Raw genomic sequence first — 21,841 nt, forward strand, 5'->3', positions numbered from 1 at the left:
CTCTGGCCGCGTGGAATACCTCGTCGGCGTGGCCGTGGTCGCGGTGCTCGTCGGCGTGCCGTCGATCGTGCTGTGGCGGGTCATGCGGGGCCGCAGGGAGCTGGGCACCAGCCCGGCCGAGCGAGCGACGTTCGAGACCCTGCACACCGCCTCGCTGGCCGGGCCGCCGCTGCGGTCCGGGCTGACGGCCGACGGCGCCGAACGCGCCTCCAGGCACCTGCGCGCGCTGCTCGGCTCGGCCGCGCTGGCGATCACCGACGGCGAGCGGCTGCTCGTCTACGACGGCGCCGGCGATCACCACGCCGGCCAGGCGTTCGAGCACGTGGCGGCGACCCTGAAGGACGGCCGCATCCAGGTCCTGGCCATCGACTGCGACCTGCTCGAATGCCCGATCAGGCAGGCCGTGGTCGTGCCGCTGTCCACCGACGACCGCGTGGTCGGCGCGATGGCCGCCTACGGGCAGAACGCCTCGGCCGGGCTCGTCAGGGCCGCGCAGGAGGTGGCCGGCTGGGTGGACTCGCAGCTTGAGCTGGCCGAGCTGGACCGCTCGCGCACGCTGCTCATGGAGGCCGAGGTGCGGGCGCTGCGGGCGCAGATCTCGCCGCACTTCATCTACAACTCCCTCACCACCATCGCCTCCTTCGTCCGCACCGACCCCGAGCGGGCCAGGGAGCTGCTGCTGGAGTTCGCCGACTTCACCCGTTACTCCTTCCGGCGGCACGGCGAGTTCACCACGCTGGCGGAGGAGCTGCGCTCGATCGACCGCTACCTGATACTCGAACGCGCCAGGTTCGGCGACCAGCTTCAGGTCACGTTGCGCATCGCTCCGGAGGTGCTGCCGGTGGCGGTGCCGTTCCTGTGCCTGCAGCCACTGGTCGAGAACGCCGTCCGGCACGGGCTGGAGAGCCGCAACGGCGTCGGCCGCATCACGATCATCGCCGAGGACGCCGGCGCCGAGTGCCGCATCACCGTCGAGGACGACGGGCTCGGCATGGACCCCGAGCGGCTGCGCCGCATCCTCGCAGGTGAGGTCGCCCCCACGGGCGGCGTGGGGCTGGCGAACGTGGACGAGCGGCTGCGTCAGGTGTACGGCGACGAGTACGGTCTCGTCGTCGAAACGGGCACCGGGGCGGGCACCAAGGTCAACATCAGGTTGCCGAAATATCACCCAGGCGTCTCTGCCCGTTGACCTCGATCTTTGTTGTCGGTTTTATCACTGTCTATGGCACAACTCCGGGTCCTCGCGGTTGATGACGAGCTGCCCGCCCTCGAAGATCTGTCGTACCTGCTGCGCGCCGACCCCCGCATCGGCGAGGTGGCCACCGCGCGTGACGGGTCCGCGGCGCTGCGGCTGCTCGACCGCGCCATCGCCGACGGGCGGCCGATCGACGCGGTGTTCCTCGACATCAGGATGCGCGGGCTCGACGGGGTGGTGCTCGGGCGGCTGCTGTCGCAGTTCGCCAACCCGCCCAGGGTCGTGTTCGTGACGGCGTACGAGGAGCACGCGGTCGACGCTTTTGAGATCAAGGCCGAGGACTACCTGCTCAAACCCGTGCGCCCGGAACGGCTGGCGGAGGCGATCCGGCGGGTCGCCATCTCGGCCGAGGTGCCCGTCGAGGGCGCGGAGTCGGACACGATCCCGGTGGAGCTGGGCGGGGTGACGCGGTTCGTGTCCAGCGCCGACGTGATCTACGTGGAGGCGCAGGGTGACTACGCGCGGCTGCACACGGCGGCGGGCAGCCATCTGGTGCGGATCCCGCTGGCGACGCTGGAGGAGCGGTGGGCCTCGGCCGGGTTCGTACGTGTGCACCGCAGCCATCTGGTGGCCGTCAAGCACATCGAGGAGTTGCACATCGACTCGGGCAGGTGCACCGTGCGGGTCGGGGACACGGAGCTGCCCGTCAGCCGCCGCCACACCCGCGAGCTGCGGGACCTGCTGGTGCGCAGAGCCAGGAAGGGACGCCAGGAATGAGCCGGTTCACGGTCGCGGAGGGTCTCGGATGAGCCCCGAGCGGAGGGTGCAGCGGGAGACGCCGCGGCGGGTGGCCGTGACCAGCCCCCGCACGGCCGCCGCGCGGAGGCCCCGTTACCCCGCCACGCGGGAGATCGACGAGCAGACGAGGCTCGGCGAGGTCTACATGCGCTCGCTGCTGCGCACCCAGTTCCGGCTGGCGCTGTTCGTCTGCACCGTGCTGGCGTGCGTGGTCGGCGGGCTGCCGCTGCTGTTCCTGCTCATCCCCGAGCTGCGCGAGGTGCACCTGCTGGGCGTCCCGCTGCCGTGGGCGGTGCTCGCCGGGCTCATCTACCCGTCCTTCGTCATCGGCGCCTGGCTGTACGTCCGCCAGGCCGAGCGCAACGAACGCCACTTCGCCGAACTGGTCGAGCGCCGATGACCCCCGCTCGCGGGCCGATCGCATGAGCCTGGCCGCGGTGCTGGTCGTCGTGGTGGCGGCGGTGCTCATCGGGGCGTTCGGGATCAGGTTCTCGCGCACCACGTCCGACTTCTACGTCGCCTCCCGGACGGTCAGCCCGCTGTGGAACGCCTCGGCCATCGGCGGGGAGTACCTGTCGGCGGCCTCGTTCCTGGGCGTCGCCGGGCTCATCCTGTCGTTCGGCGTGGACATGCTCTGGCTGCCCGTCGGCTGGACCGGCGGGTACCTGGTGCTGCTGGTGCTGGTGTCGGCGCCGCTGCGGCGCTCGGGGGCGTACACGCTGCCGGACTTCGCCGAGGCCAGGCTGGAGTCGATGGCCGTGCGCCGCACCGCGAGCGTGCTGGTCGTGCTGATCGGCTGGCTCTACCTGATGCCGCAGTTCCAGAGCGCCGGGCTGGTGCTGCGGGAGATCACCGGCGCGCCCGTATGGGTGGGCGGGCTGCTGGTCGCGGTCGTCGTGGCGGTGAACGTGCTGTCCGGCGGCATGCGGTCGATCACGTTCGTGCAGGCGTTCCAGTACTGGCTCAAGCTGACGGCGCTGGCCGTGCCGCTGGTGTTCCTGCTGATGGCCTGGAAGGACGGCGGCGCGCCCAGCGTGAGCGCGGAGGACGCGGCCGTCTGGCAGGTGCCGCTGGCGGGGGGCAAGGAGTACGGGCTGTACTCGACGTACTCGCTGATCCTGGCCACGTTCCTGGGCACCATGGGGCTGCCGCACGTGCTCGTGCGGTTCTACACCAATCCGGACGGGCGGGCGGCGCGGCGCACGACGCTGGTGGTGCTGTCGCTGCTCGGGGCGTTCTACCTGATGCCGGCCGTCTACGGCTGGCTCGGCCGGCTCTACACGCCCGACCTCGCGCGTACCGACACGGTCGTGCTCACGCTGCCCGAGCGGATGATCGGCGGCACGCTCGGCGACCTGCTGACGGCGCTGGTCACGGCGGGGGCGTTCGCGGCGTTCCTGTCCACGTCCTCGGGGCTGACCGTGTCCGTGGCGGGCGTGATCGCGCAGGACCTGCTGAAGGGCGGGGTGCGGTCGTTCAGGATCGCGACGCTCATGGCGGTGGCGGTGCCGCTGGTCCTGGCGCTGTGGGCGCGGGCGCTGCCGGTGGCCGACGTGGTGGGGCTGGCGTTCGCGGTGGCGGCCTCGTCGTTCTGCCCGCTGCTGGTGCTGGGCATCTGGTGGCGGCGGCTGTCCACCACGGGGGCGCTGGCGGGGCTGTTCGTGGGCGGCGGGCTGGCCTGCGCGGCGGTGCTCGTCACGATCACCGGCGGGCCGTACGAGGGGCCCGCCGGGGCGCTGCTGGCTCAGCCGGCCGCGTGGACGGTGCCGATCGCGTTCGCGGTGATGGTGTCGGTGTCGTTCCTCACCCCGCACCGCGTGCCGGCGGGCGTCGCGCGGACCATGGTCAGGCTGCACACCCCGGAGGACCTCGACCTGGACCGCGGCGACTGGCGGCCGCGCTCGTCCTAGGGCAGGTACGCCTTGGTGATCTTGGAACGCGGGAGGGTGTGGCCGGTGCCGCAGTCGTGGCAGTAGCCGGTGACCACGCCGGGCGTCACCTCCAGATCCTCCATGTAGTGCTCGCGCCGCTGCCACACGATGACGATCACCTCACCGGTGGCGGCGGCCACGGCCATCGCCTCGGCGGAGGTGCTGTTCCTGCCGCCCTTGAGTATCGCCGCGGCCGCCGCGGCCGAGTCGATCCGCGGGTCGACGTCCACGGCCAGGCGGCGGCGCAGGACCGGCTCGGCCCGGATCGTGCCGTCGGCGGCCACCCCGACCGGCGCGTGGCCCGACTGCCGCAGCAGCCGCAGGGTCTCCTCAGGAGGCAGGGCGCCGATCGCGACCGTCGGCGCGATCTGGCGCAGGGCGAGCTTGCGCAGCGCCCTGGAGCCGCACAGCTCCGTGATGACGGCGGGGTCGGTGGCGACCACCACGGACGGCCCGGCCGCGACCTTGACCGCGCCGTGCCTGCGGGCCGTGTCGGTGACGAGGTAGCGCAGCGGCTGGGGCACCGCCTTGGCGGAGAAGCGGGCGAGCCCGTCGAGCAGGGCGTCGGCGTCCGTGCCCGCGTCCAGGGCCCTGCGCACGGTCTTGTCGGAGAAGCGCCACACGCTGGCGCGGTCGCGGGACTCCAGGTCGGCACAGCCGTTGAGGAAGGCGGCCAGCCCGGGGGCGGGGATGCCGGAGACGATGGCGGTCAGGTCGTTCTGCAGGGTCGCCGTCGTCGAGGGCACGGGGAACAACGCGGCCGCCCGGCCGGACTCGCTGGCCTCGGTCTCGTCCAGGAGAGCGCGGCCGAGCACGGTCAGCGCGCCGCCGGCGACGACGCCGAGCAACTCGCCCTCCGTCAAGGCCGCGGCGACGAACTCGGCGGCCGCCTCCGGCGACTCCGCCACGGCCCGCGTGCGCCAGGCCACGGCCGCCGCCAGCCCGTCGGCGTCGGCGGCCCGTCCAGGAGGCAGGCTGCGCAGCGCATGAAGGACCGCCCGCCGGATCCGGCCCGCCCCGCACTCGAACGCGTACGGCGGCGGCAACCGTTCCAGATGCTCCGGACAACAGCCCACCACCCGGTACGTGGGCGCCTGCGGCAGCGCGAGCCAGCCGTCGGCCAGCGCCCGCCACCTGGCGTCGGGGGAGCGCGCCAGCCAGTCGTCCACCACCGTGGTGCTGCCCAGCCACTCGCCCATCTCCGACGCGATCAGGTCGGAGCCGAAGGCGACATCCAGCCACAGGGCGGCCTCCCGCTCGGGCACGCCGAGCGCCTTGGCCACCCGCTTCAGCTCGCGGACGCCCACGCCGCCGGACTTCAGCTCGGCGATCGTCTCCGTGGCCGCCAGCTCCGCCAGCGCCTCGACGCGATCGACGGCGGCCAGCGCGCCGCCCACGCCGTCGGCCTCGGGACGCGGCGTGGCGGGGACGGCGGGCTGCCCGGTCAGCTCGGGCTGCCATCCGTCGCCGCGCAGGGCCAGCGCCACCTCCCTGGGCATCTCGTACTCCCAGCCGTCGCGGAGCACGAACCCGGCGTCGGCCAGCCGCTGCACGGTGGAGGTCCGGGAGCCGGAGCCGTAGTAGATCTGCTCGCCGCCCGTGACCGGGGCCCCGGCGGCCATCCTCTCCAGGAGTTCGACGGCCTGGCGGGGCAGCTTGGCCGCGCGGGCGCGCACGGACGCGGTGTCGCGCAGGGCCTCCTCGGCCCGCCGCACCAGGTCGGCCTTGCGGCCCAGCGGCTGCCCGCCGTGCGCCTTGACCAGGGTCTTGAGCGTCTCCGCCGTGACCTGCTTCTCGAAGTCGCGCAGCGGCCTGCCCAGCCCGAACGGGTGCGCCCAGAGGCCGGGGCGGTGCGGGGAGCTCACGGTGTCGCCGTCGAGCGTGAGCAGGCCGCGTCCGGCCAGCGTGCCGAGCACTTCGCCGAGCCTGCCGCCCGGGTCGCGCAGCATGCCGGCCAGCACCTCGCGGGTGCTCTCGCCGCCGCACGCCTGCACGGCCTGGCTGACGGTGTGGCAGTCGGCGTCCAGGTCGAGCAGGACGGGGATGGCCGGCTCCGGCCTGGCCAGCAGGCGTTCGAGCACCTCCAGCGAGGGGGCGGCGGCCAGCTCGGGCCGGTGACGGAGGAGGCGGGTGAGCTCGTCGGGGGCGAGGAAAGGCACAGACCGACTGTAGCCGCGCGAACACCCCGGTGAGTCAGGAAAGCGCTCCTACCCGCGCAGGACCCGGCACCGTCGCAGCGCTCGCCGCTGCGCGAGCAGGACCGCTCCTACCCGCGCAGGACGCGCTCGTACGTCGCCAGCAGCTCGTCCACGGTCAGCACCGGTCCCTCCGGGTCCTTGGCGGCGTCGTCCCACAGGCGCAGCGAGACCGCGTCGGCCGACCACGGGTGCGCCTTGAACGCGGCCGCCTCCTCCGGCGTCATCGGCCCTCCCTGGACGCGCAGCGAGCGCACGGAGACCGGGCTCAGCGTGTCGTGGTAGGCCGGGTCCACCGCGACCAGATAGCGCTTGGCGGCCACGTGCTGCTCGATCGCCCAGGCCGACCGCTCGGTCAGGTGGTCGCGGGCGAAGGCGGCGCCCGCCTGCTCGTGCGGCAGGCCGCGGTGCCGCTCGGCGACCGGGCGGGCGCGGCCCACGTCGTGGAAGGCGGCGGCCAGCACGAGCTCGTCGTCCGCGCCCGCGGCCACGGCGTGCGCGGCGGTCTGGAGGGCGTGGGTGCGCTGGTCGACGGCCTCCCCGCCGTACGGGAGACCGGCCAGGCCGTCGAACAGGTCGAGGAATTCGTACCGAGAAAGCATGAGATGTCCTCCGGTGCGTGGATTTATCGCAGCATCATGGGCTTGGCTGGGTGACCAGCGGACGGCGGGACGGTGGCCGTGCACCGTCGGCCGGGTGACGGGCGGCTGACAGGCGGCCGGGTTCGCCCGGAGTTAACCCCCCGGTTCGTGCACCGACAGGAGCGACTGACCTGCTCATCACCGTGGGCGAGCAGCGTGAGAGTCCGGACCCGGTTCCTGCGACACGCTCGGAGACCTCACTGTGAAACGTTCCCTGACCGCCCTGACTGCCCTGGCCGTGCTCGGCGTCCTCGCGGCGGGGGGCTGCTCTTCCTCCTCCGCCAGCGGCAGCAGCGCCGACGTGCTCCGGTTCGCCGCCGTGCCGGTCGAGCAGAACATCGACCCGACGGCCGAGTACAAGGACATCATCGCGCTCATCGAGAAGAACACCGGCAAGAAGGTGGAGTTCGTCCGCTCGACCGACTACAACGCGGTCATCGAGGGCATGGTGTCGGGCAAGATCGACCTGGCCGAGTTCGGGCCGTTGTCGTACGTGCTCGCCAAGAGCAACGGCGCCAAGATCACCCCGATCGCGTCGATGGTCGAGAAGGGCGGCGAGCCCACCTACCAGAGCTACGGCATCGTCCCCGCGAACAGCTCGATCACCGGCATCGACGGATTCAAGGGGGCCAAGGTCTGCTTCGTGGACCCCGGCTCCACCTCCGGCTATCTCTTCCCCAGCCAGGGCCTGATGGGCGCCGGCATCGACCCGAAGACCGGCGTCAGCCCCATCATGGCGGGCGGTCACGACAACTCCGTGCTGTCGGTGGCCTCGGGCAAGTGCGAGGCCGGGTTCGCCGAGAACGCCATGGTCGACCACATCCTCATCGACAAGGGCAAGCTCAAGACCGGCCAGGTCAAGGTGGTGTGGAAGTCGGCGCCGATCCCCATGTCGCCCGTGGCCATGCGCGACGAGCTGCCCGCCGACCTGAAGGCCGAGCTGACCCAGACCTTCACCAAGGACGCGACCAAGGACCGGCTCGTGCAGCTCGGCATCTGCAAGGACGAGGCCACGTGCCGGGTGACGGCCGACTCGTCCGTGTGGGGCTTCCAGGCGGTCACGGACGCCACCTTCGACCCGGTACGCCAGGTGTGCGCGGCCACCCATAACGAGAAGTGCTCCAAGGCATGACGGCCGGCCAGCCGATCGTCGAGACGCGCGGCCTGGTCAAGGCCTTCGGCGACGTGATCGCGTGCGGGGGCGTCGACCTGACCGTGCGCAGGGGCGAGACCGTCGCGCTGCTCGGGCCCTCGGGGTCGGGCAAGTCCACGCTGCTGCGCCACCTCAACGGGCTGACCAGGCCCGACTCCGGCGAGGTCAGGGTGCTGGGCGTGGACGTGGTCGCCGCCAGAGGCGCCGAGCTGCGGGCGCTGCGCCGCCGGGTCGGCGTGGTGTTCCAGCAGTTCAACCTGGTCGGGCGGCTGACCGTGATGGAGAACGTCCTCTGCGGCGCCCTCGGCCGCGTGCGCGGTCCCCGGTACGGCGTCGTCACCTGGCCCAGGTCCCTGCGCGCCGAGGCGCTGGAGCACCTGGACCGGGTGGGGCTGGCCGATCGCGCGTACCAGCGGGCCGGCAGCCTGTCGGGCGGCCAGCAGCAGCGCGTCGCGATCGCGCGGGCGCTGCTGCAGCGGCCCGAGCTGGTGCTGGCCGACGAGCCCGTCGCCTCGCTCGACCCGGAGACCGCGGCCTCCGTCATGGGCCTGCTCGTCCAGGTCTGCAGGGAGGACGGGCTGACCATGGTGTGCACGCTGCACCAGATCGAGCTGGCGCTGCAGTGGACCCGCCGCGTCGTGGGGCTGCGGCTGGGCGAGGTCCGCCTGGACGAGCCGACCGAGCTGCTCGACACCGTACGGCTGCGCGGCCTGTACCTGTCCGACCCCGTGACGGTGCCGTGATCGGGCACCCGGCCCCCGTACGGCCCCCGCGCGCCCCGGGGCACTTGCCGCGACCGCCGCGGACTGGCCGGCGGGCGGCGGCCTGGGGGTTCCCCCTCGTCCTCGCGGCGCTGGGACTCGGCGCGCTCAACTGGCTGGGCGTCGGGATCGGCGGGCTGATCGACGGGTTCGGCGAGGTCGCCGCGCTGCTGGCGCGGGCCTGGCCGCCCACCCTGTCGGACCCGGCGACCACGTTCGCCCACGTGCTCGACACGCTCTGGATGGCGGTCGCGGGCACCGCGCTGGCGACCCTGCTGGCCGCCGTGCTCGGCGTGCTGGCCGCCGCCCGGATCACGTCCGTCAGGTCCGCGGCGCTGGCCGTGATCGTCGCCTGCCGGGCCGTCCCCGACGTCGTGTTCGCCGTGTTCTTCGTGGCCGCGATCGGCATCGGGCCGCTGCCCGGCGTGCTGGCGCTCGGGCTGCACTCGGTGGGGATGCTGGGCAAGCTGTTCGCCGAGGCGGTGGAGCAGGCCGACGAGGGCGTCCGCGAGGCCGTCGCGGGCACCGGGGCCGGGCCCGGCCAGCGGCTGCTCGCCGGCGTGCTGCCGCAGGTGGCGCCCGCGTGGGTGGCGGCCATCCTGTACCGGCTCGACATCAACTTCCGCGGCTCGGTCCTGCTCGGCGCCGTCGGCGCGGGCGGCATCGGGCTCGATCTCAAGACCGCGTTCGGGTTCACCGACTACCGGGAGGCCACCGGGATCGCGCTGGTCACGGTGGCCGTCGTGCTGCTCGTCGAAGGCGTGTCCGTGACGCTGCGCGGCCAGTTGCTCGGCGCGGGACGTACCGGAGGCGTGCCGCCCGCGCGGGGCACGCGCGTGCCGTGGACGCGCGGCCGGGCCGCCGCCCACCTGGCCGGTTGGGGCGCGCTGGCGCTCTCGGCGGTGGCGTTCCAGCAGGTCGGCACGAGCCCGGCGGCGCTCGCCGACGCCGCGGCGGGCTCCGTGCGTGCGCTCGGCGAGTTCTTCCCGCCCGACTTCGCGCCGGTCGCGGGCCTGCTCGGCGAGGGACTGCTGGAGACGGCCGCGATCGCGCTCGGCGCGACCTTCCTCGGCACGCTCGCCGGGGTGCCGCTCGGGCTGGCCGCCGCGCGGGCCGTCGCTCCGACCAGCGGTGTGCGCCTCATCGCCAGAGCCCTCTGCGTCGGCCTGCGCTCCATCCCCGACCTGCTGCTGGTGCTGGTGTTCGTGGCGGCGTTCGGGCTCATGGACGGGCCGGTCGCGGGCACCCTGGCGCTGGCCGTCTTCACCGCGGCCCTGGTCGCCAAGCTCGTCGCCGACGACGCCGAGGAGCTGCGCACGGGGCCGCGCGAGGCGGTGCGCTCCGCCGGCGCGGGCCCGGTGCAGGAGCTGACCGTCGCCGTGCTCGGCCAGCTCACGCCGCGCCTGGTCGCCACCATCCTGTACGCGCTCGACGTGAACCTGCGGGCCTTCTTCATCCTCGGCATCGTCGGCGCGGGAGAGCTCGGCTACGCGCTGAGCCAGCACATCAGGGCGCTCAACCAGGACGTCGTGACCGCGATCGTGCTGCCGGTGTTCGTGCTGGTCCTGGCCGTGGAGGCGGTCTCGGCGCGGCTCCGGTCCCTCCTGCGGTGATTCCCCCCATGCTGGCCTCCGGGCTCGTGCGGCGTCGCCTGCCGTTAACCCGCTGGTCAGAGAGGCCGCCGAGGCTGCTTGTCATGACAAGCACGCAGCGCTACCTGGAGATGGCCGACATCCTGGAGGCGGAGCTGGCCCACGTGCCCGTGGGCGCCCAGGTGCCGAGCGAGCACGTGCTGGCCGACCGCTTCCGCGTCAGCAGGCCCGCCGCCCGTGCGGCCCTGCAGGAGCTGGAGCGGCGGCTGCTGGTGCGGCGCGTCCAGGGCGTCGGAACCTTCAGGCGCGGGCGGGTGGAGTACGTGATCTCCGCCCACGTCCCGCCGTCCTTCAGCGAGACCGTCCGCCTGGCCGGCGCCGAGCCCGGCGCGCGGCTGGTCGCCTGCGGCGCCCGCCGCGCGGTGGAGCACGAACGCGCCAGGCTCCGCCTGTCCACCGGCGCGGCCGTGTGGGCGGTCGAGCGGGTGTTCAGCGTGAACGGCGAGGTCGCCGCGTACGCCACCAGCGTCCTGCCCAGGCGCCCCCTGCTGAACCTGGACAGGGAGCTCGGCGACGAGGTCTCCCTGCACCGGGTCCTGCGCCGCCGCTACGGGCTCACCGTCGTCCGCTCCCGCTACCGGATCAGCCTGGACGTGCCGCCGGCCGGCATCGCCGATCACCTGACCGGCGGCAGCCGGGGGCCCGTCTGGCTGGCGGAGAGCGTCAACCGCGCCGCCGGCGGCCCGTACGTCGAGTACGCGCGGACGTACCTGCGGCCCGACGTCCTCGACGTCACCTTCGAGATCGAAGAGGAAACGCATTGATCGACACGATGACCAGGGAGGAACGCGCCGAGCTGCTCGCCGCCGCCACTCCCGACGAACTGCTGCCGCTCGCCGAGCGCCTGCTCCAGTCCGGCGACCTCGGGGAGCCGACCGTCCTGCACCCGCCGCAGACCGGCATGGTGATGCTCACCGTGCGCGAACCGGTCGCCGAGGAGCGCTTCCACCTGGGGGAGGTGCTGGTCACCTCGTGCACCGTCGAGGTGGCGGGGGCCGCGGGGTGGAGCATGCGCGGCGGGGACGACCGCGTGGCGGCGCTGGCGGCCGCCCTGCTGGACGCCGCCGCGGCGGCCGGCCTGCCCGCCGCGGGTGACGTGCACGCGCTGTGCGCGGCCGTGGCCGAGCGGCGGGCCGGCGAGGAGGCCGCCGAATGGGACGAGGTGTCGGCCACCCGCGTGGCCTTCGAGGAGCTGACATGACCACCGACCTGACCGCCGTCCACCCGGCCGCTCCCGGATCGGCCGCCGGCGTGGCGGCCGTGCGGGGGATCGGCGCGCACGTGCGGGCGGTGACGCCGACCGCCGCGCAGGCGCAGGCCGACTTCCGGGCCCTGCTCAACGTGCTGGCCCGGCCCGGCGTGCTGGACGCCGTCGGGCGTTCCGGCGGTCCTCCCGCGCTCGCCGTGGCGGCCGGGCTGGCCGACGTCGAGGTGCCGACGGCCGTGCTGACCGCCCCCGGGGAGGAGCACTGGGCCGAGGCCCTGCACCTGGCGACCTCCGCGCCGCCGGCCGCGCAGGACACGGCCCGCATGGTGGTCGCGCTGCGCCCGCCCACGGCGGCCGAGATCGCCGGGCTGACCAGGGGCGACGTCATGCACCCCGAGCACGGCACCCGCCTGGTGGCCGCCGTGACGGCCGTGGAACGTGCCGGGCAGCCGGTCCCGGGCGCGGAGGGGCCCGGGGTCGTGCTCGCACTCAGCGGTCCCGGGGTGCCGGGGACGCGGCGCATCAGGGTGACCGGGCTGCCCCGCGCGGTGTTCGAGGCCCTCGCCGAGGCCAACGCGGACTTCCCGGCCGGCGTCGACGTCTTCCTCGTCGCCCAGGACGGGACCGTCGCCGGGCTGCCGCGCAGCACCCGCATCGAGATCGAGAACGGAGACGTCTGAATGGGGTACTCAGGTGCCAGCGGCGGCCACGAGGCCATCCTCGCCGCGGAGAAGCTCGTCGAACGCGGCCGGTACGGCGGGCCGAGCGCCTGGCTCGGCATCGACCAGGTCACCGGGCGGCTCAGGCTGGCCGTGGACCGGATCATGGGAGAGGGCGGCCTGTGGGCCCCCGAGCTGGCGGCCAGGGCGCTGCGCCAGGCGGAGGGCGACGTCCAGGAGGCGGCGCAGCTCATCAGGGCGCACCGGTCCACGCTGCCCCGGGTGGCCTACTCGGAGCCGGTGCACGCCGACGAGCTGCGGGTCTCGCGCCGGATCTCGCCCGCCTTCCGCAACCCGCCGGGCAGCCAGTTGCTCGGCCGCACGCCTGACTACGTGGGCCGGCTGCTCGACCTGATGCCGGAGGAGCAGGCCAAGGCCCGCGCCGAGGAGGAGCCGCCGGCGGCCCGCGAGCACGGGCACGGACACGGCCACGTGGTCGCTCAGGGGGGTGACGACCCGCGCCGGCCGCCGCGGCTGCTCCGCCTGCTGCGTTCGATGGATCTGGTCGTCGACAGGAGCGCCGACGGCGACCCCGAACCGTACGACGTCACCCGCGCCCCCATCCGCCCCGGCGTGCCCAGGTCGGCGCGGCTGACCGCGATGGCGCGCGCCGAGACCGGCGCCCTCGTCCACCTCTGGTACTCGTACACGTTCCGGCCGGGCCGGCACAACCACGAGTTCCCCGGCGAGGTACGCCACGGAGCGCTCCCCGTCCGAGTGCGCCACCCGCTCACCGGCCGGCCCGTCACGGTCGCCGAGGTGCGGGTCACCGAGGTGGAGACCATCGACGACCTCGACCGGGCCGAGGAGGATCGCACCAGGCTGGACCTCGGCTACGGCATGTGCTTCGGCCACAACGAGCGCAAGGCGATCGCGATGGCCGGGCTCGACCTGCTCGTCCACCGCGACGACGGCCGGACGAGCCTGGAGCAGGAGGTGCTGCTCACCCTCGACGGCATCGAGGCGTCCGGCTTCCTCGAACACCTCAAACTGCCCCATTACGTGGACTTCAGGTCGGTGCTCGACCGCAAGCGGGCGGTACGCGCCGCCATGGAGGAGGCGGGAGCCCGATGACGATCACAGAGCTCGCCGGGGACCCCGGCCCGCGCGGCATCTTCGACGAGCTGTCCAAGCGCGAGGTGCGCAGGGCCGCGCTCACCGCCGTGGCCGTGCCCGGCTACCAGGTGCCGTTCGGGTCGCGGGAGATGCCCGTCGCGCGCGGCTGGGGCTCCGGCGGGCTGCAGGTGACGCTGGCCCTCGTCGGCCCCGCCGACCGGCTCAAGGTCATCGACCAGGGCGAGGACGGCGGGGTGAACGCCGCCAACCTGCGCCGCCTCGTCGTCGGCCACGTCGGCTGCGCCGAGGAGACCGACACCGGCCAGGCGAGCCTGATCCAGTCCAGGCACCGCATTCCCGAGACGCCGCTGCGCGCCGACCAGGTCCTCGTGCTCCAGGTCCCGGTGCCGGAGCCGCTGCGCGCCGTCGAGTCCGACGTGCGCGAGCAGCGCAGGATGCACGCGGAGGCCGACTACTCACGCATGTGGGTCGGCCTGTACGAGGACGTCGTACGCAACGGCGTCGTCACCAAGACCGCCGGCTACCCGTGCGTGGTCGCCGGCAGGTACCTGATCTCGCCCACGCCGATCCCCAGGTTCGACGTGCCGAAGCTGGACCGGGCGGAGCACCTGACGCTGTTCGGGGCCGGCCGGGAGAAGCGGATCTACGCGGTGCCGCCGCACACGCCGGTGGAGCCGCTGGTGTTCGAGGACATCCCGTTCGAGGTCGAGCACACGCCGGGCGCGGCCTGCCGGCACTGCGGGGCGCAGGACGCGTACCTGGTGGAGGTGCCCGCGGTGGACGGCTCCGTGACATGGGTGTGCAGCGACACCGACTACTGCACGCGTAACCGGGAGGAGGCCCGATGAGCTGGGCGTTGAAGGTGGACGGGCTCGGCCGGGTCTACGGCGAGCAGGGGCAGGCGTCGCTGACCGGGACGGGGCCCGAGCACGGCACCTCGGTCTCGCCCGCGACCGGCGCCGTGGTGGCCGCATGGGGCGTCAGCTTCGAGGTGGAGCCGGGCGAGGCGCTCGGCATCGTCGGCGAGTCCGGCTCCGGCAAGTCGACCGTCATGCGCTGCGTGGCCGGTGACGAGCGCCCCAGCGGGGGCAGCGCCTACCTGCGCGGCTACGACGACGGCAGGACCGACGTGCTGGCGCTCGACGACGGCGCCAGGCGGCGGCTGCGCATCGACCGCGTCTCCGTGGTCTACCAGGACCCGGCCGCGGGGCTCGACCTGGACACCAGCGCGGGCGGCAACATCGCCGAGCGGCTCACCGCCGCGGGCGGGCGGCACTTCGGCCGCATCCGCGAGCGGGCCGCCGAGCTGCTGGAGCTGACCGAGGTGCCGCTGTCGCGGATGGACGACCCCGTACGCACCTTCTCCGGCGGCATGCGGCAGCGCGTGCAGATCGCCAAGGCGCTGGCCAACCGGCCGCCCGTGCTGCTGCTCGACGAGCCCACCACGGGGCTGGACGCCTCGGTCGCGGCCGGCGTCCTCGACCTGCTCAGGAACCTGCTCGAACGGCTCGGCGTCGCCGCCGTGGTCGTCTCCCACGACTTCGGCGTCATCGAGATGCTGACCAGGAGGGTGATGGTGATGCAACACGGACGGGTCGTGGAGACCGGTCTGACCGACCAGCTGCTGGAGGACCCGCAGCACCCGTACAGCCAGCGGCTGGTCGCGGCGGCGCGCGGATGAACGTCCTGGAGGTCAGGGGACTGGTCAAGTCGTTCACCCTGCACACCATCGACGGCCGCACGGTCGGCGCGCTGCGCGGCGTGGACCTGGACGTGGCCGGCGGCGAGCACGTCGCGCTGGCGGGCTCGTCCGGCGCGGGCAAGTCGTCGCTGCTGCGGTGCGTCTACCGCACCTACGTGCCCACCGCGGGCCGGATCCTGCTGCGCACCTCGGACGGCACGCGGGTGGACCTCGCCGGGCTGCCCGACGCCCAGGTCGCCGACCTGCGCGGCAGAGAGCTCGGCTACGTCTCGCAGTTCCTGCGCGCCGAGCCGCGCCGGGCCGTCCTCGACGTGGTGGCCCGCGCGGGCGCGGCCCGCGGCCTGGACACCGGCGCCGCCCAGGACGCCGCCGCGGCGGCGCTGCGCAGGCTCGGCATCGACGAGCGGCTGTGGGCCATGCACACCACCGTCCTGTCCGGCGGCCAGAAACAGCGCGTGAACCTCGCCGCCGGCACCATCTCGCCCCCCAGGCTGCTGCTGCTCGACGAGCCGGTGTCGGCGCTCGACCCGGTCAACAGGGAGGCCGTGCTGTCCATGATCGCCGACCTGGCGGACGCGGGCGTGGCCGTGCTCTCCGTCTTCCACGATCTCGACGCCATCGACCGGCTCGCCACCCGCGTGGTGGTGCTGGAGGACGGCAAGGTGGCCGCCGACGGGCCGCCCGCCGTCGTACTGCGTGATTCCGAACTGAACCTGGAGGTGGCCCGATGAGCGCGCACACGAGGGTGCTGGCCCATGCCAAGGCCGTGCTGCCGGACCGCGTCGTCGACGACGCGCTCGTCGTCACCGAGGGCGGGCTGATCACCCACGTCGGCCCCGCCCGGCCGGGCGCGGTGCCCGCGGAGGCCATTGACCTGCGCGGGGCGCTGCTGCTGCCCGGCATCGTCGACACCCACTCCGACGGGCTGGAGACCGAGCTGCGGCCGCGTCCCGGCGCGGAGTTCGAGGTCGGCTTCGGGGTGTCCAGCTTCGAGGGGCGGGTCAGGGCGGCCGGGATCACCACGGTGTTCCACGGGGTCGCGTTCGAGTCGCACAACCGCAAGGGCCGCACGGTCGACCGGGCGCGCCGGGTCGACGCCGCGATCAGGGACCGCGCCGCCTCGGGGGCCGCGCTGGTGGACCACCGCATCCTCTATCGGCTCGACGCCCGCGACCCCGAGGGCCTGGCGGCCCTCGAATCCTGCCTCTCCGGTACGACGGCGCCGCCGCCGCTGGTCTCCTTCGAGGACCACACGCCAGGGCAGGGGCAGTACCGGGACTCGGCCGTGTACCGGCGCTGGCTGGAGGGCACCGAGGGCATCTCCGCCGAGGAGGCGCAGCGGCGGGTGGAGACCCTGGTGGCCGAGCGGGACAGCCGGATCGGGCACCGCGAGATCGCGCTGGGCCGGCTGGCGGAGCTCGCGGCGCTCGGACGGGCGCGGCTGCTCGCGCACGACCCGGTGACCGCGGAGGAGATCGACGTGGCGCTGGCGAACGGGGTGTCCGTCGCCGAGTTCCCGACCACGCCCGAGGCCGCCAAGGCCGCTCGCGCCCGCGGGCTGCGGGTGGTGGCCGGTGCGCCGAACATCCTGCGCGGCGGCTCCCACTCGGGCAACGTGTCCGCGGCCGAGCTCGTGGCGGCCGGGCTGGTGGACGGGCTGTCCAGCGACTACCTGCCCTCCGCGCCGCTGGCCGCGGCGCTGCTGCTGGCCGAGCAGGGGGTGGTGGCGCTGCCGCGGGCGGTCGCGCTGGTCACCTCGGGCCCGGCGTCGGTCGCGGGGCTGTCCGATCGGGGTGAGCTGGCCGAGGGGCAGCGCGGGGACCTGGCGGTGGTGACGGTGGACCGGGGCTGGCCGACCGTGCGACTGACCGTCACGGCCGGTGACCAGGCCGTGCCGGTGGGGGTAAGGGGATGACGGGGACGCGGCGCGGAGAGGGGACCGGGATGCCGGGCAGGGGGGCGGACAACGGCGCGGGGTGGGGTGCCGGGGTGCCGGGCAGCGGCGTTGGAACGGGTGCCGGGCTGCCGGGCAGCGGCGTTGGAACGGGTGCCGGGATGCCGGGCAGCGGCGCGGGATGGGGCGCTGGGGTGCCGGGCAGCGGCGCGGGGTGGGGTGCCGGGGTGCCGGGGGAGGCGCATCCGGCGCTGGCCGCCGCCGCGTCCGCGGCTCTGGACGCCTACACCGCCGCTACCGCCGAGTACGATCGCGCCGCCCTGGCCGCCGTCGTGGCGGACGGCGCGGACGGGACGCCGACGATGCGGATCGACGTGCTCGTCGAGGACGCCATCCTGGCCGCCCTGGCCGGGCACCCGGTCAACGTGCTCACCGAGGAGACCGGCTGGGTGGACAACGGCTCGGCCCTGACCCTGGTCATGGACCCCGTGGACGGCTCGGCGAACGCGGCGGCCGGAGTCCCGCTGTCCGCGTTCTCCGCCGCCGTGGCCGAGGACGGCGTCTTCACCGAGGCGCTGACCGTCTGGCTGGAGACCGGGAGGAGCTGGTGGGCCGCGGCGGGCGTGCCGTCCCCGTTGCGTACGACCGGCCGCAGGGAGCTGACCGGCGCGGCCGTCTCCCTCCTGCGCCCTCAGCCCGCCAGACCGGGGCCGGCCGCCGCCTGGTGGGAGGTGGCCCGCCGGGCGGCCCGCGTCCGGATCCTGTCCACGAGCTGCCTGGAAGGCGCCCTCGTGGCCCAGGGGGCGACCGACGCCTTCGCCGATGCCGCCACCGACACCCATCGCCTGGTGGACATCGCGGCCTCGGTGGTGCTGGCGGAGGCGGCGGGCGGGGCGGTCAGGGACGTCTTCGGCCGTCCGATCGAGCTGGACACCGACCTGACCAGGCGCTGGAGCGGCGTCGTGGCGGCCACCCCAGAGCTGGCCGACGAGCTGGCCGAGGTCCTGCGCGACGCCTTCACGGCCGCGCGCGACCAGCCGGGCGGGCATCCGGGCGCTCGCCCGGCACGGGGCTCAGGCTTGATGGGGCTCGATGACTAGGGCGACGGAGCGTCGCCTGGCTGGGTGGGGGGCTCCCCGCTGGGCTCCGCCCCGGAGCGCGCGCCGGGTTCCTCTACAGGGCTCGCGCTGGAGCTCGCGCCGGGCTTCTCTCCGGGGCCCGCGCTGGAGCTCGCGCCGGGCTCCTCTCCGGGGGCCGTGAGCTTGGCGATGACGCGGAAGTCGATCTGGATGTCCCGGTAGGTGACACCTTCGGCCACCTGGTCGGGGAGACCGGTCCGTTCGCTGCCTGAGACACACTCGCCTGTAGGCTCCGCCACCGCCTCGACGGTCACGTCCGGGCGGTGGTGAAAGCGGATCTCGCGGGCCTTGGCGGAGGCGCGGATCTCGACGTCGGGTTCTTCGGGATGCTCCGGTTTCGCCATGGTGCTCACTTGTCCTTGGACTTGCTCTTGATGACGCCGCCGGCTGCGTCGGTGACGTGTTGGAGCCACTCGCGGCCTGCGCGGATGGAGGTACGAGCAAGGGCCCCGGCCAGCGCGGCCGCGCTCGGCTCAGCTTCGGTCCGGTCCCGCTCGTGCCCGTTTCGCCCGCGCTCGTGCCTTCGCTTCTGCCCGTCCGCGTCCGGGTCTGCCTCCTCCGCATCCGGGGGCTGCTCGTCTGCGTTCCGGTCTGGCTCGGGTTGATCTGCCGGGTGGTCGTCCTCGTCGTTCTCCGGCTCACGGTCTTCGCCGGTGCCGTTCTCGGTGGCGACGCGCTGGGGTGCGGATACGCCGGTGGGCGGCACACCGTAGGCGTCGTTCCCGGCTCGCGGCACGAACTGCCCGGCAGCGGTTCGGGCCGCGGTGGTCCCGGTGTCCCGCACGATTCCGGTGGCGCTCGTTCCGGTGTCCCGCACGATTCCGGTGGCGCCGGCTCCGGTGTCTCGGACGACCTGGCCCGCGCCTGGGCCGACATCGCGTATGGTCCCGGCTGTGCTCGTGCCGACGTCCCGTACGGCAGTCCCCGCCCCCGCCCCCACCTCGTGTACGCCAGCGCCGACGTCTCGTACGGCGGTGCCTGCGCCTGCGCCGACGTCTCGTACGGCGGTGCCTGCGCCTGCGCCGACGTCTCGTACGGCGGTGCCTGCGCCTGCGCCGACGTCTCGTACGGCGTAGCCAGCGCCGGTGCCGATGTTCTCCACGGCAGTCCCGACGCTGCGGGTCAGGTTGTCCAGGATCTGAGGGTTGTCGTCGATGGTCTGCAGCACCCGGTCGATGATGTGCGCGACGTTGTCCAGCCGCACCTTGAGCAGCGCCTGCGCCTCCACGCCCTTGATCGTGAGGCTGACCCGGCCCAGCCCCACGTCCGCCCCCACGTTGAGCCGCAACAGATCCAGCACCTCCGCCTGCAGCGACACTTTGGCCCGCAGATCCTGCACCTCCAGGTCGATCTCCTCGACCTTGACCATGGGCACGTCGAGGTAGACGTCCGGATCGCCGGGCGACGTGACGACAGGCCGCTCGGCGACAGGGACGTCAGGACTTTGAGGACCGATGTCGGACATGATCTCGGATTACCCCACCCGTACGGGCTCAGCACCGACCAAGAGGAGACGTGACCAACCCGGGGAGCAGCCTTGATGTCAGGTGGGTGGGAGCTCGCCGGACCCCCGCGTGACCAGCTCGACGGGCACCTTGATCCGGCGCGGCGCGGGGGAGGGGTTGAGCAGCAGGTTCACCGCGGCGCCGGCCAGGCGGGACACGTCGTAGCGGACCACCGTCACCCCCGGGTTGAACACGTCCGCCAGGGCGAAGTCGTCGAACCCCACGTACGCGGGCCGCTCAGGCCGCTCCCGCAGCGCGTGCAGGATGCCGATCGCGGCCCGGTTGTTCGTGGCGAAGAAGGCCGTCGGCGGGTCCGGCAGGTCCAGGAGCCGGCCGACCTCGCCGGCCACCCGCCCGGGGTCGAAGACGCCGCGCACCACCAGCGACTCGTCCGCGGGCACCCGGGCCGCCAGCAGCGCCGTACGGTAGCCGGACGCGCGGTCGTGCACCGAGCTCAGCCCGTCGTCGTCGGAGATCAGCGCGATCCTGCGGTGGCCGCGCGCCAGCAGGTGCTCGGTCGCCGCGCGCCCGCCCCACACGTCGTCCAGCAGCACGGCGTCCGCCGCGTCCAGCCCGGGAGGGACGCGGTCCACGAACACCGTGGTGAGTCCGGCGTGCTCGGCCAGCCAGGCGTGGTCGGCCGCCGACGGGACGACGATGAGGGAGTCGACGCCCCGCGCGTACATGGACTCGATCAGCATGCGTTCCTTGTCGGGGCTCTCCTCGTACGAGCCGAACACCACCAGCGCCTCGTGCTCCGCCGAAGCCGCCTCGACCGCGGCCGCCAGGCGGGCGTAGAACTCGTTGGAGATGTTCTCCATCACGAGCCCGAGCGTCAGCATGGTCGCGCCCCTGGCCAGGCGGGCGGCGGCCTCGTTGCGGCGGTAGCCGAGCGCGCTGATCGCCGCCTGCACCCGGGCCTGCAGCGCCGCCCTGACGTGGGGCTCCTGGTTGACGACCCGCGAGACGGTCTTCAGGCTCACACCCGCGTGCCTGGCCACGTCCGCCATGGTCGGGGGGCGTGTACGCGTGCGCACGGCCGCGCTGGGCTCCTCCTCAAAGCGGCGCTCCCTCGCTGTCATAGTCTGCCCCCATGAATGATGAATGGATCTGTGGCCGGCTGGGTGAGGACGAGCCTTGGGTGCTGGGCGCGGTCAACCCGCCGGTGTTCGAGAACTCGGTGTTCACGTTCGAGAGCGCGCAGGAGCTGGGAGAGGCGATCAGGAACGAGGACGAGCGCTACGTCTACTGGCGGGGGACCAACCCGACGGTCGATCTCGCCCAGCGTAAGCTCGCCGCGCTCGAACGGGGGGAGCGGGCCAAATGTTTCGGGTCGGGGATGGGGGCGATCGCGGCGACCATCTCCTCGCTCGTGTCGGCCGGTGACCACGTGCTGGTGCTGGGCGCGGTCTACGGGCCGACCACTCAGTTCTTGCGCTACCTGGAGAAGTTCGGGGTCACGCATACGCATGTCGACGACCTCGCGGGATGTGACAGCGCTATCAAGGCGAGCACGCGCCTACTCTACTTCGAGTCGCCCTCCTACATGGCCTACGCCGTGGTCGACATCGCCGGGGTGACCGCGTGGGCGCGCGAGCGCGGGCTGGTGACGGTGATGGACAACACCTGGTCCACGCCGCTCTTCCAGAAGCCGCTGACCATGGGCGTCGATCTGGTCGTGCACTCCCTGTCCAAGTACATCGGCGGGCACAGCGACCTCGTGGGCGGCGTCGTGACGGGTCCTGCGCGGCTCGTCAGGCCGCTGGCGCTGACCGAGTACCAGCTCTACGGGGCCGCCATGTCGCCGCACGACGCGGCCAAGGTGATCAAGGGGCTGCGCACGCTGCCCGTGCGGATGGCCGCCCACCAGGAGCGCGGGCTGGCCGTGGCGGAGTTCCTCGAAGGGCATCCGGCGGTGCGGGCGGTGAACCATCCCGGGCTGCCCTCCCACCCCGGCCATGCGATCGCGGTGCGGCAGATGACGGGGTTCTCGAGCCTGTTCAGCATCGAGCTGGACACGGAGTCGCGGGAAGAGGTCGGACTTTTTCTCGATAAATTGCGACATTTCAGGATCGGGGTGTCCTGGGGTGGGTTCGAGAGCCTGGTCAACGCGCCCGCGCTGTCCACCGAGGAGAGCGTACGGGCCACCATGGGCATCCCCGTCGGCCTCGCGCGCCTGTCGGTCGGACTGGAGCCCGCTGATTCGCTGATCAAGGATCTCGGTCTAGCGCTGGAGGGGGTGGGTCGCCTAGCGTGATTGACAGCGCTGTCT

22 protein-coding genes are annotated in these 21,841 nt (G+C 73.6%); 17 read left to right on the forward strand and 5 right to left on the reverse strand.

Features of this window, described 5'->3' with window-relative positions; all coding sequences use genetic code 11:
- Positions 1–10 precede the first annotated feature (10 nt).
- From ABEA43_RS10465 to ABEA43_RS10480, 4 genes are read left to right on the forward strand one after another with little or no spacing between them, the layout of a single operon-like run.
- Entirely contained in the window at positions 11–1,189 is a 1,179-nt protein-coding gene (locus tag ABEA43_RS10465) for a sensor histidine kinase (protein WP_345560647.1), read from the forward strand.
- A 33-nt stretch (positions 1,190–1,222) separates the two neighbouring features.
- A complete protein-coding gene (locus tag ABEA43_RS10470; protein ID WP_345560648.1) occupies positions 1,223–1,972 on the forward strand; it encodes a LytR/AlgR family response regulator transcription factor in 750 nt (249 codons plus the stop codon).
- 28 nt (positions 1,973–2,000) lie between these two features.
- Positions 2,001–2,393, forward strand: coding sequence for a hypothetical protein (locus ABEA43_RS10475; RefSeq protein ID WP_345560649.1), 393 nt, complete (start codon positions 2,001–2,003; stop codon positions 2,391–2,393).
- A gap of 22 nt (positions 2,394–2,415) precedes the next feature.
- Positions 2,416–3,903: a sodium/solute symporter gene (locus ABEA43_RS10480; RefSeq protein WP_345560651.1), complete on the forward strand. Its 1,488-nt coding sequence runs from the start codon at positions 2,416–2,418 to the stop codon at positions 3,901–3,903.
- On the opposite strand, the gene ABEA43_RS10485 is transcribed toward ABEA43_RS10480, so the two are convergent.
- Both ABEA43_RS10485 and ABEA43_RS10490 read right to left on the reverse strand, forming a co-directional pair.
- Positions 3,900–6,083 (reverse strand): helicase-associated domain-containing protein, encoded by a 2,184-nt coding sequence (locus ABEA43_RS10485; RefSeq protein WP_345560653.1) that lies wholly within the window; start codon positions 6,081–6,083, stop codon positions 3,900–3,902. The genes ABEA43_RS10480 and ABEA43_RS10485 overlap by 4 nt on opposite strands.
- A 107-nt stretch (positions 6,084–6,190) precedes the next feature.
- Positions 6,191–6,721: an HD domain-containing protein gene (locus ABEA43_RS10490; RefSeq protein ID WP_345560654.1), complete on the reverse strand. Its 531-nt coding sequence runs from the start codon at positions 6,719–6,721 to the stop codon at positions 6,191–6,193.
- 241 nt (positions 6,722–6,962) lie between these two features.
- Between ABEA43_RS10490 and ABEA43_RS10495 the strand changes: the two genes are divergently transcribed.
- The 12 genes from ABEA43_RS10495 to ABEA43_RS10550 all read left to right on the forward strand — a co-directional run bounded on the left by ABEA43_RS10495 (position 6,963) and on the right by ABEA43_RS10550 (position 18,025).
- Positions 6,963–7,892, forward strand: coding sequence for a phosphate/phosphite/phosphonate ABC transporter substrate-binding protein (locus tag ABEA43_RS10495; protein WP_345560655.1), 930 nt, complete (start codon positions 6,963–6,965; stop codon positions 7,890–7,892).
- The gene (gene phnC, locus ABEA43_RS10500; protein ID WP_345560657.1) at positions 7,889–8,656 is read left to right on the forward strand and encodes a phosphonate ABC transporter ATP-binding protein; all 768 of its coding nucleotides are present in this window, start codon (positions 7,889–7,891) and stop codon (positions 8,654–8,656) included. The genes ABEA43_RS10495 and phnC overlap by 4 nt, the downstream gene beginning before the upstream one ends.
- Entirely contained in the window at positions 8,653–10,287 is a 1,635-nt protein-coding gene (gene phnE / locus ABEA43_RS10505; protein ID WP_345560659.1) for a phosphonate ABC transporter, permease protein PhnE, read from the forward strand. Before phnC ends, phnE begins: the two co-directional genes overlap by 4 nt.
- An 83-nt stretch (positions 10,288–10,370) precedes the next feature.
- Positions 10,371–11,090 (forward strand): GntR family transcriptional regulator, encoded by a 720-nt coding sequence (locus ABEA43_RS10510; RefSeq protein WP_345560661.1) that lies wholly within the window; start codon positions 10,371–10,373, stop codon positions 11,088–11,090.
- Positions 11,087–11,527 (forward strand): phosphonate C-P lyase system protein PhnG, encoded by a 441-nt coding sequence (gene phnG / locus ABEA43_RS10515; protein WP_345560663.1) that lies wholly within the window; start codon positions 11,087–11,089, stop codon positions 11,525–11,527. The genes ABEA43_RS10510 and phnG overlap by 4 nt, the downstream gene beginning before the upstream one ends.
- Positions 11,524–12,213 (forward strand): phosphonate C-P lyase system protein PhnH, encoded by a 690-nt coding sequence (gene phnH, locus ABEA43_RS10520; RefSeq protein WP_345560664.1) that lies wholly within the window; start codon positions 11,524–11,526, stop codon positions 12,211–12,213. The genes phnG and phnH overlap by 4 nt, the downstream gene beginning before the upstream one ends.
- A complete protein-coding gene (locus ABEA43_RS10525; RefSeq protein WP_345560665.1) occupies positions 12,214–13,326 on the forward strand; it encodes a carbon-phosphorus lyase complex subunit PhnI in 1,113 nt (370 codons plus the stop codon).
- Positions 13,323–14,177: an alpha-D-ribose 1-methylphosphonate 5-phosphate C-P-lyase PhnJ gene (locus ABEA43_RS10530; RefSeq protein ID WP_345560666.1), complete on the forward strand. Its 855-nt coding sequence runs from the start codon at positions 13,323–13,325 to the stop codon at positions 14,175–14,177. Before ABEA43_RS10525 ends, ABEA43_RS10530 begins: the two co-directional genes overlap by 4 nt.
- Positions 14,174–15,010, forward strand: a complete 837-nt coding sequence (locus tag ABEA43_RS10535) for an ATP-binding cassette domain-containing protein (protein ID WP_345560668.1) — start codon at positions 14,174–14,176, stop codon at positions 15,008–15,010. Before ABEA43_RS10530 ends, ABEA43_RS10535 begins: the two co-directional genes overlap by 4 nt.
- Positions 15,007–15,762: an ATP-binding cassette domain-containing protein gene (locus ABEA43_RS10540; RefSeq protein WP_345560669.1), complete on the forward strand. Its 756-nt coding sequence runs from the start codon at positions 15,007–15,009 to the stop codon at positions 15,760–15,762. Before ABEA43_RS10535 ends, ABEA43_RS10540 begins: the two co-directional genes overlap by 4 nt.
- On the forward strand, positions 15,759–16,946 hold the full coding sequence (locus ABEA43_RS10545) for an alpha-D-ribose 1-methylphosphonate 5-triphosphate diphosphatase (RefSeq protein ID WP_345560671.1): 1,188 nt from the start codon (positions 15,759–15,761) through the stop codon (positions 16,944–16,946). Before ABEA43_RS10540 ends, ABEA43_RS10545 begins: the two co-directional genes overlap by 4 nt.
- Before the next feature lie 29 nt (positions 16,947–16,975).
- A complete protein-coding gene (locus tag ABEA43_RS10550; protein ID WP_345560673.1) occupies positions 16,976–18,025 on the forward strand; it encodes an inositol monophosphatase family protein in 1,050 nt (349 codons plus the stop codon).
- On the opposite strand, the gene ABEA43_RS10555 is transcribed toward ABEA43_RS10550, so the two are convergent.
- The 3 genes from ABEA43_RS10555 to ABEA43_RS10565 form a co-directional block, all read right to left on the reverse strand.
- The gene (locus ABEA43_RS10555; protein WP_345560675.1) at positions 18,022–18,408 is read right to left on the reverse strand and encodes a hypothetical protein; all 387 of its coding nucleotides are present in this window, start codon (positions 18,406–18,408) and stop codon (positions 18,022–18,024) included. The two genes, ABEA43_RS10550 and ABEA43_RS10555, sit on opposite strands and share 4 nt — an antisense overlap.
- 5 nt (positions 18,409–18,413) lie before the next feature.
- Positions 18,414–19,529 carry a hypothetical protein gene (locus ABEA43_RS10560; RefSeq protein WP_345560676.1) on the reverse strand — a complete coding sequence of 372 codons (1,116 nt, stop codon included), beginning with the start codon at positions 19,527–19,529 and terminating at the stop codon, positions 18,414–18,416.
- Between the two features lie 78 nt (positions 19,530–19,607).
- Positions 19,608–20,606, reverse strand: coding sequence for a LacI family DNA-binding transcriptional regulator (locus tag ABEA43_RS10565; RefSeq protein ID WP_345560677.1), 999 nt, complete (start codon positions 20,604–20,606; stop codon positions 19,608–19,610).
- Positions 20,607–20,662: 56 nt separating this feature from the next.
- Between ABEA43_RS10565 and ABEA43_RS10570 the strand changes: the two genes are divergently transcribed.
- Positions 20,663–21,826 (forward strand): trans-sulfuration enzyme family protein, encoded by a 1,164-nt coding sequence (locus ABEA43_RS10570; RefSeq protein WP_345560679.1) that lies wholly within the window; start codon positions 20,663–20,665, stop codon positions 21,824–21,826.
- The last annotated feature ends 15 nt before the right edge of the window (positions 21,827–21,841 follow it).

The organism is Nonomuraea rosea, assembly GCF_039539705.1.
Classification (GTDB): domain Bacteria; phylum Actinomycetota; class Actinomycetes; order Streptosporangiales; family Streptosporangiaceae; genus Nonomuraea; species Nonomuraea rosea.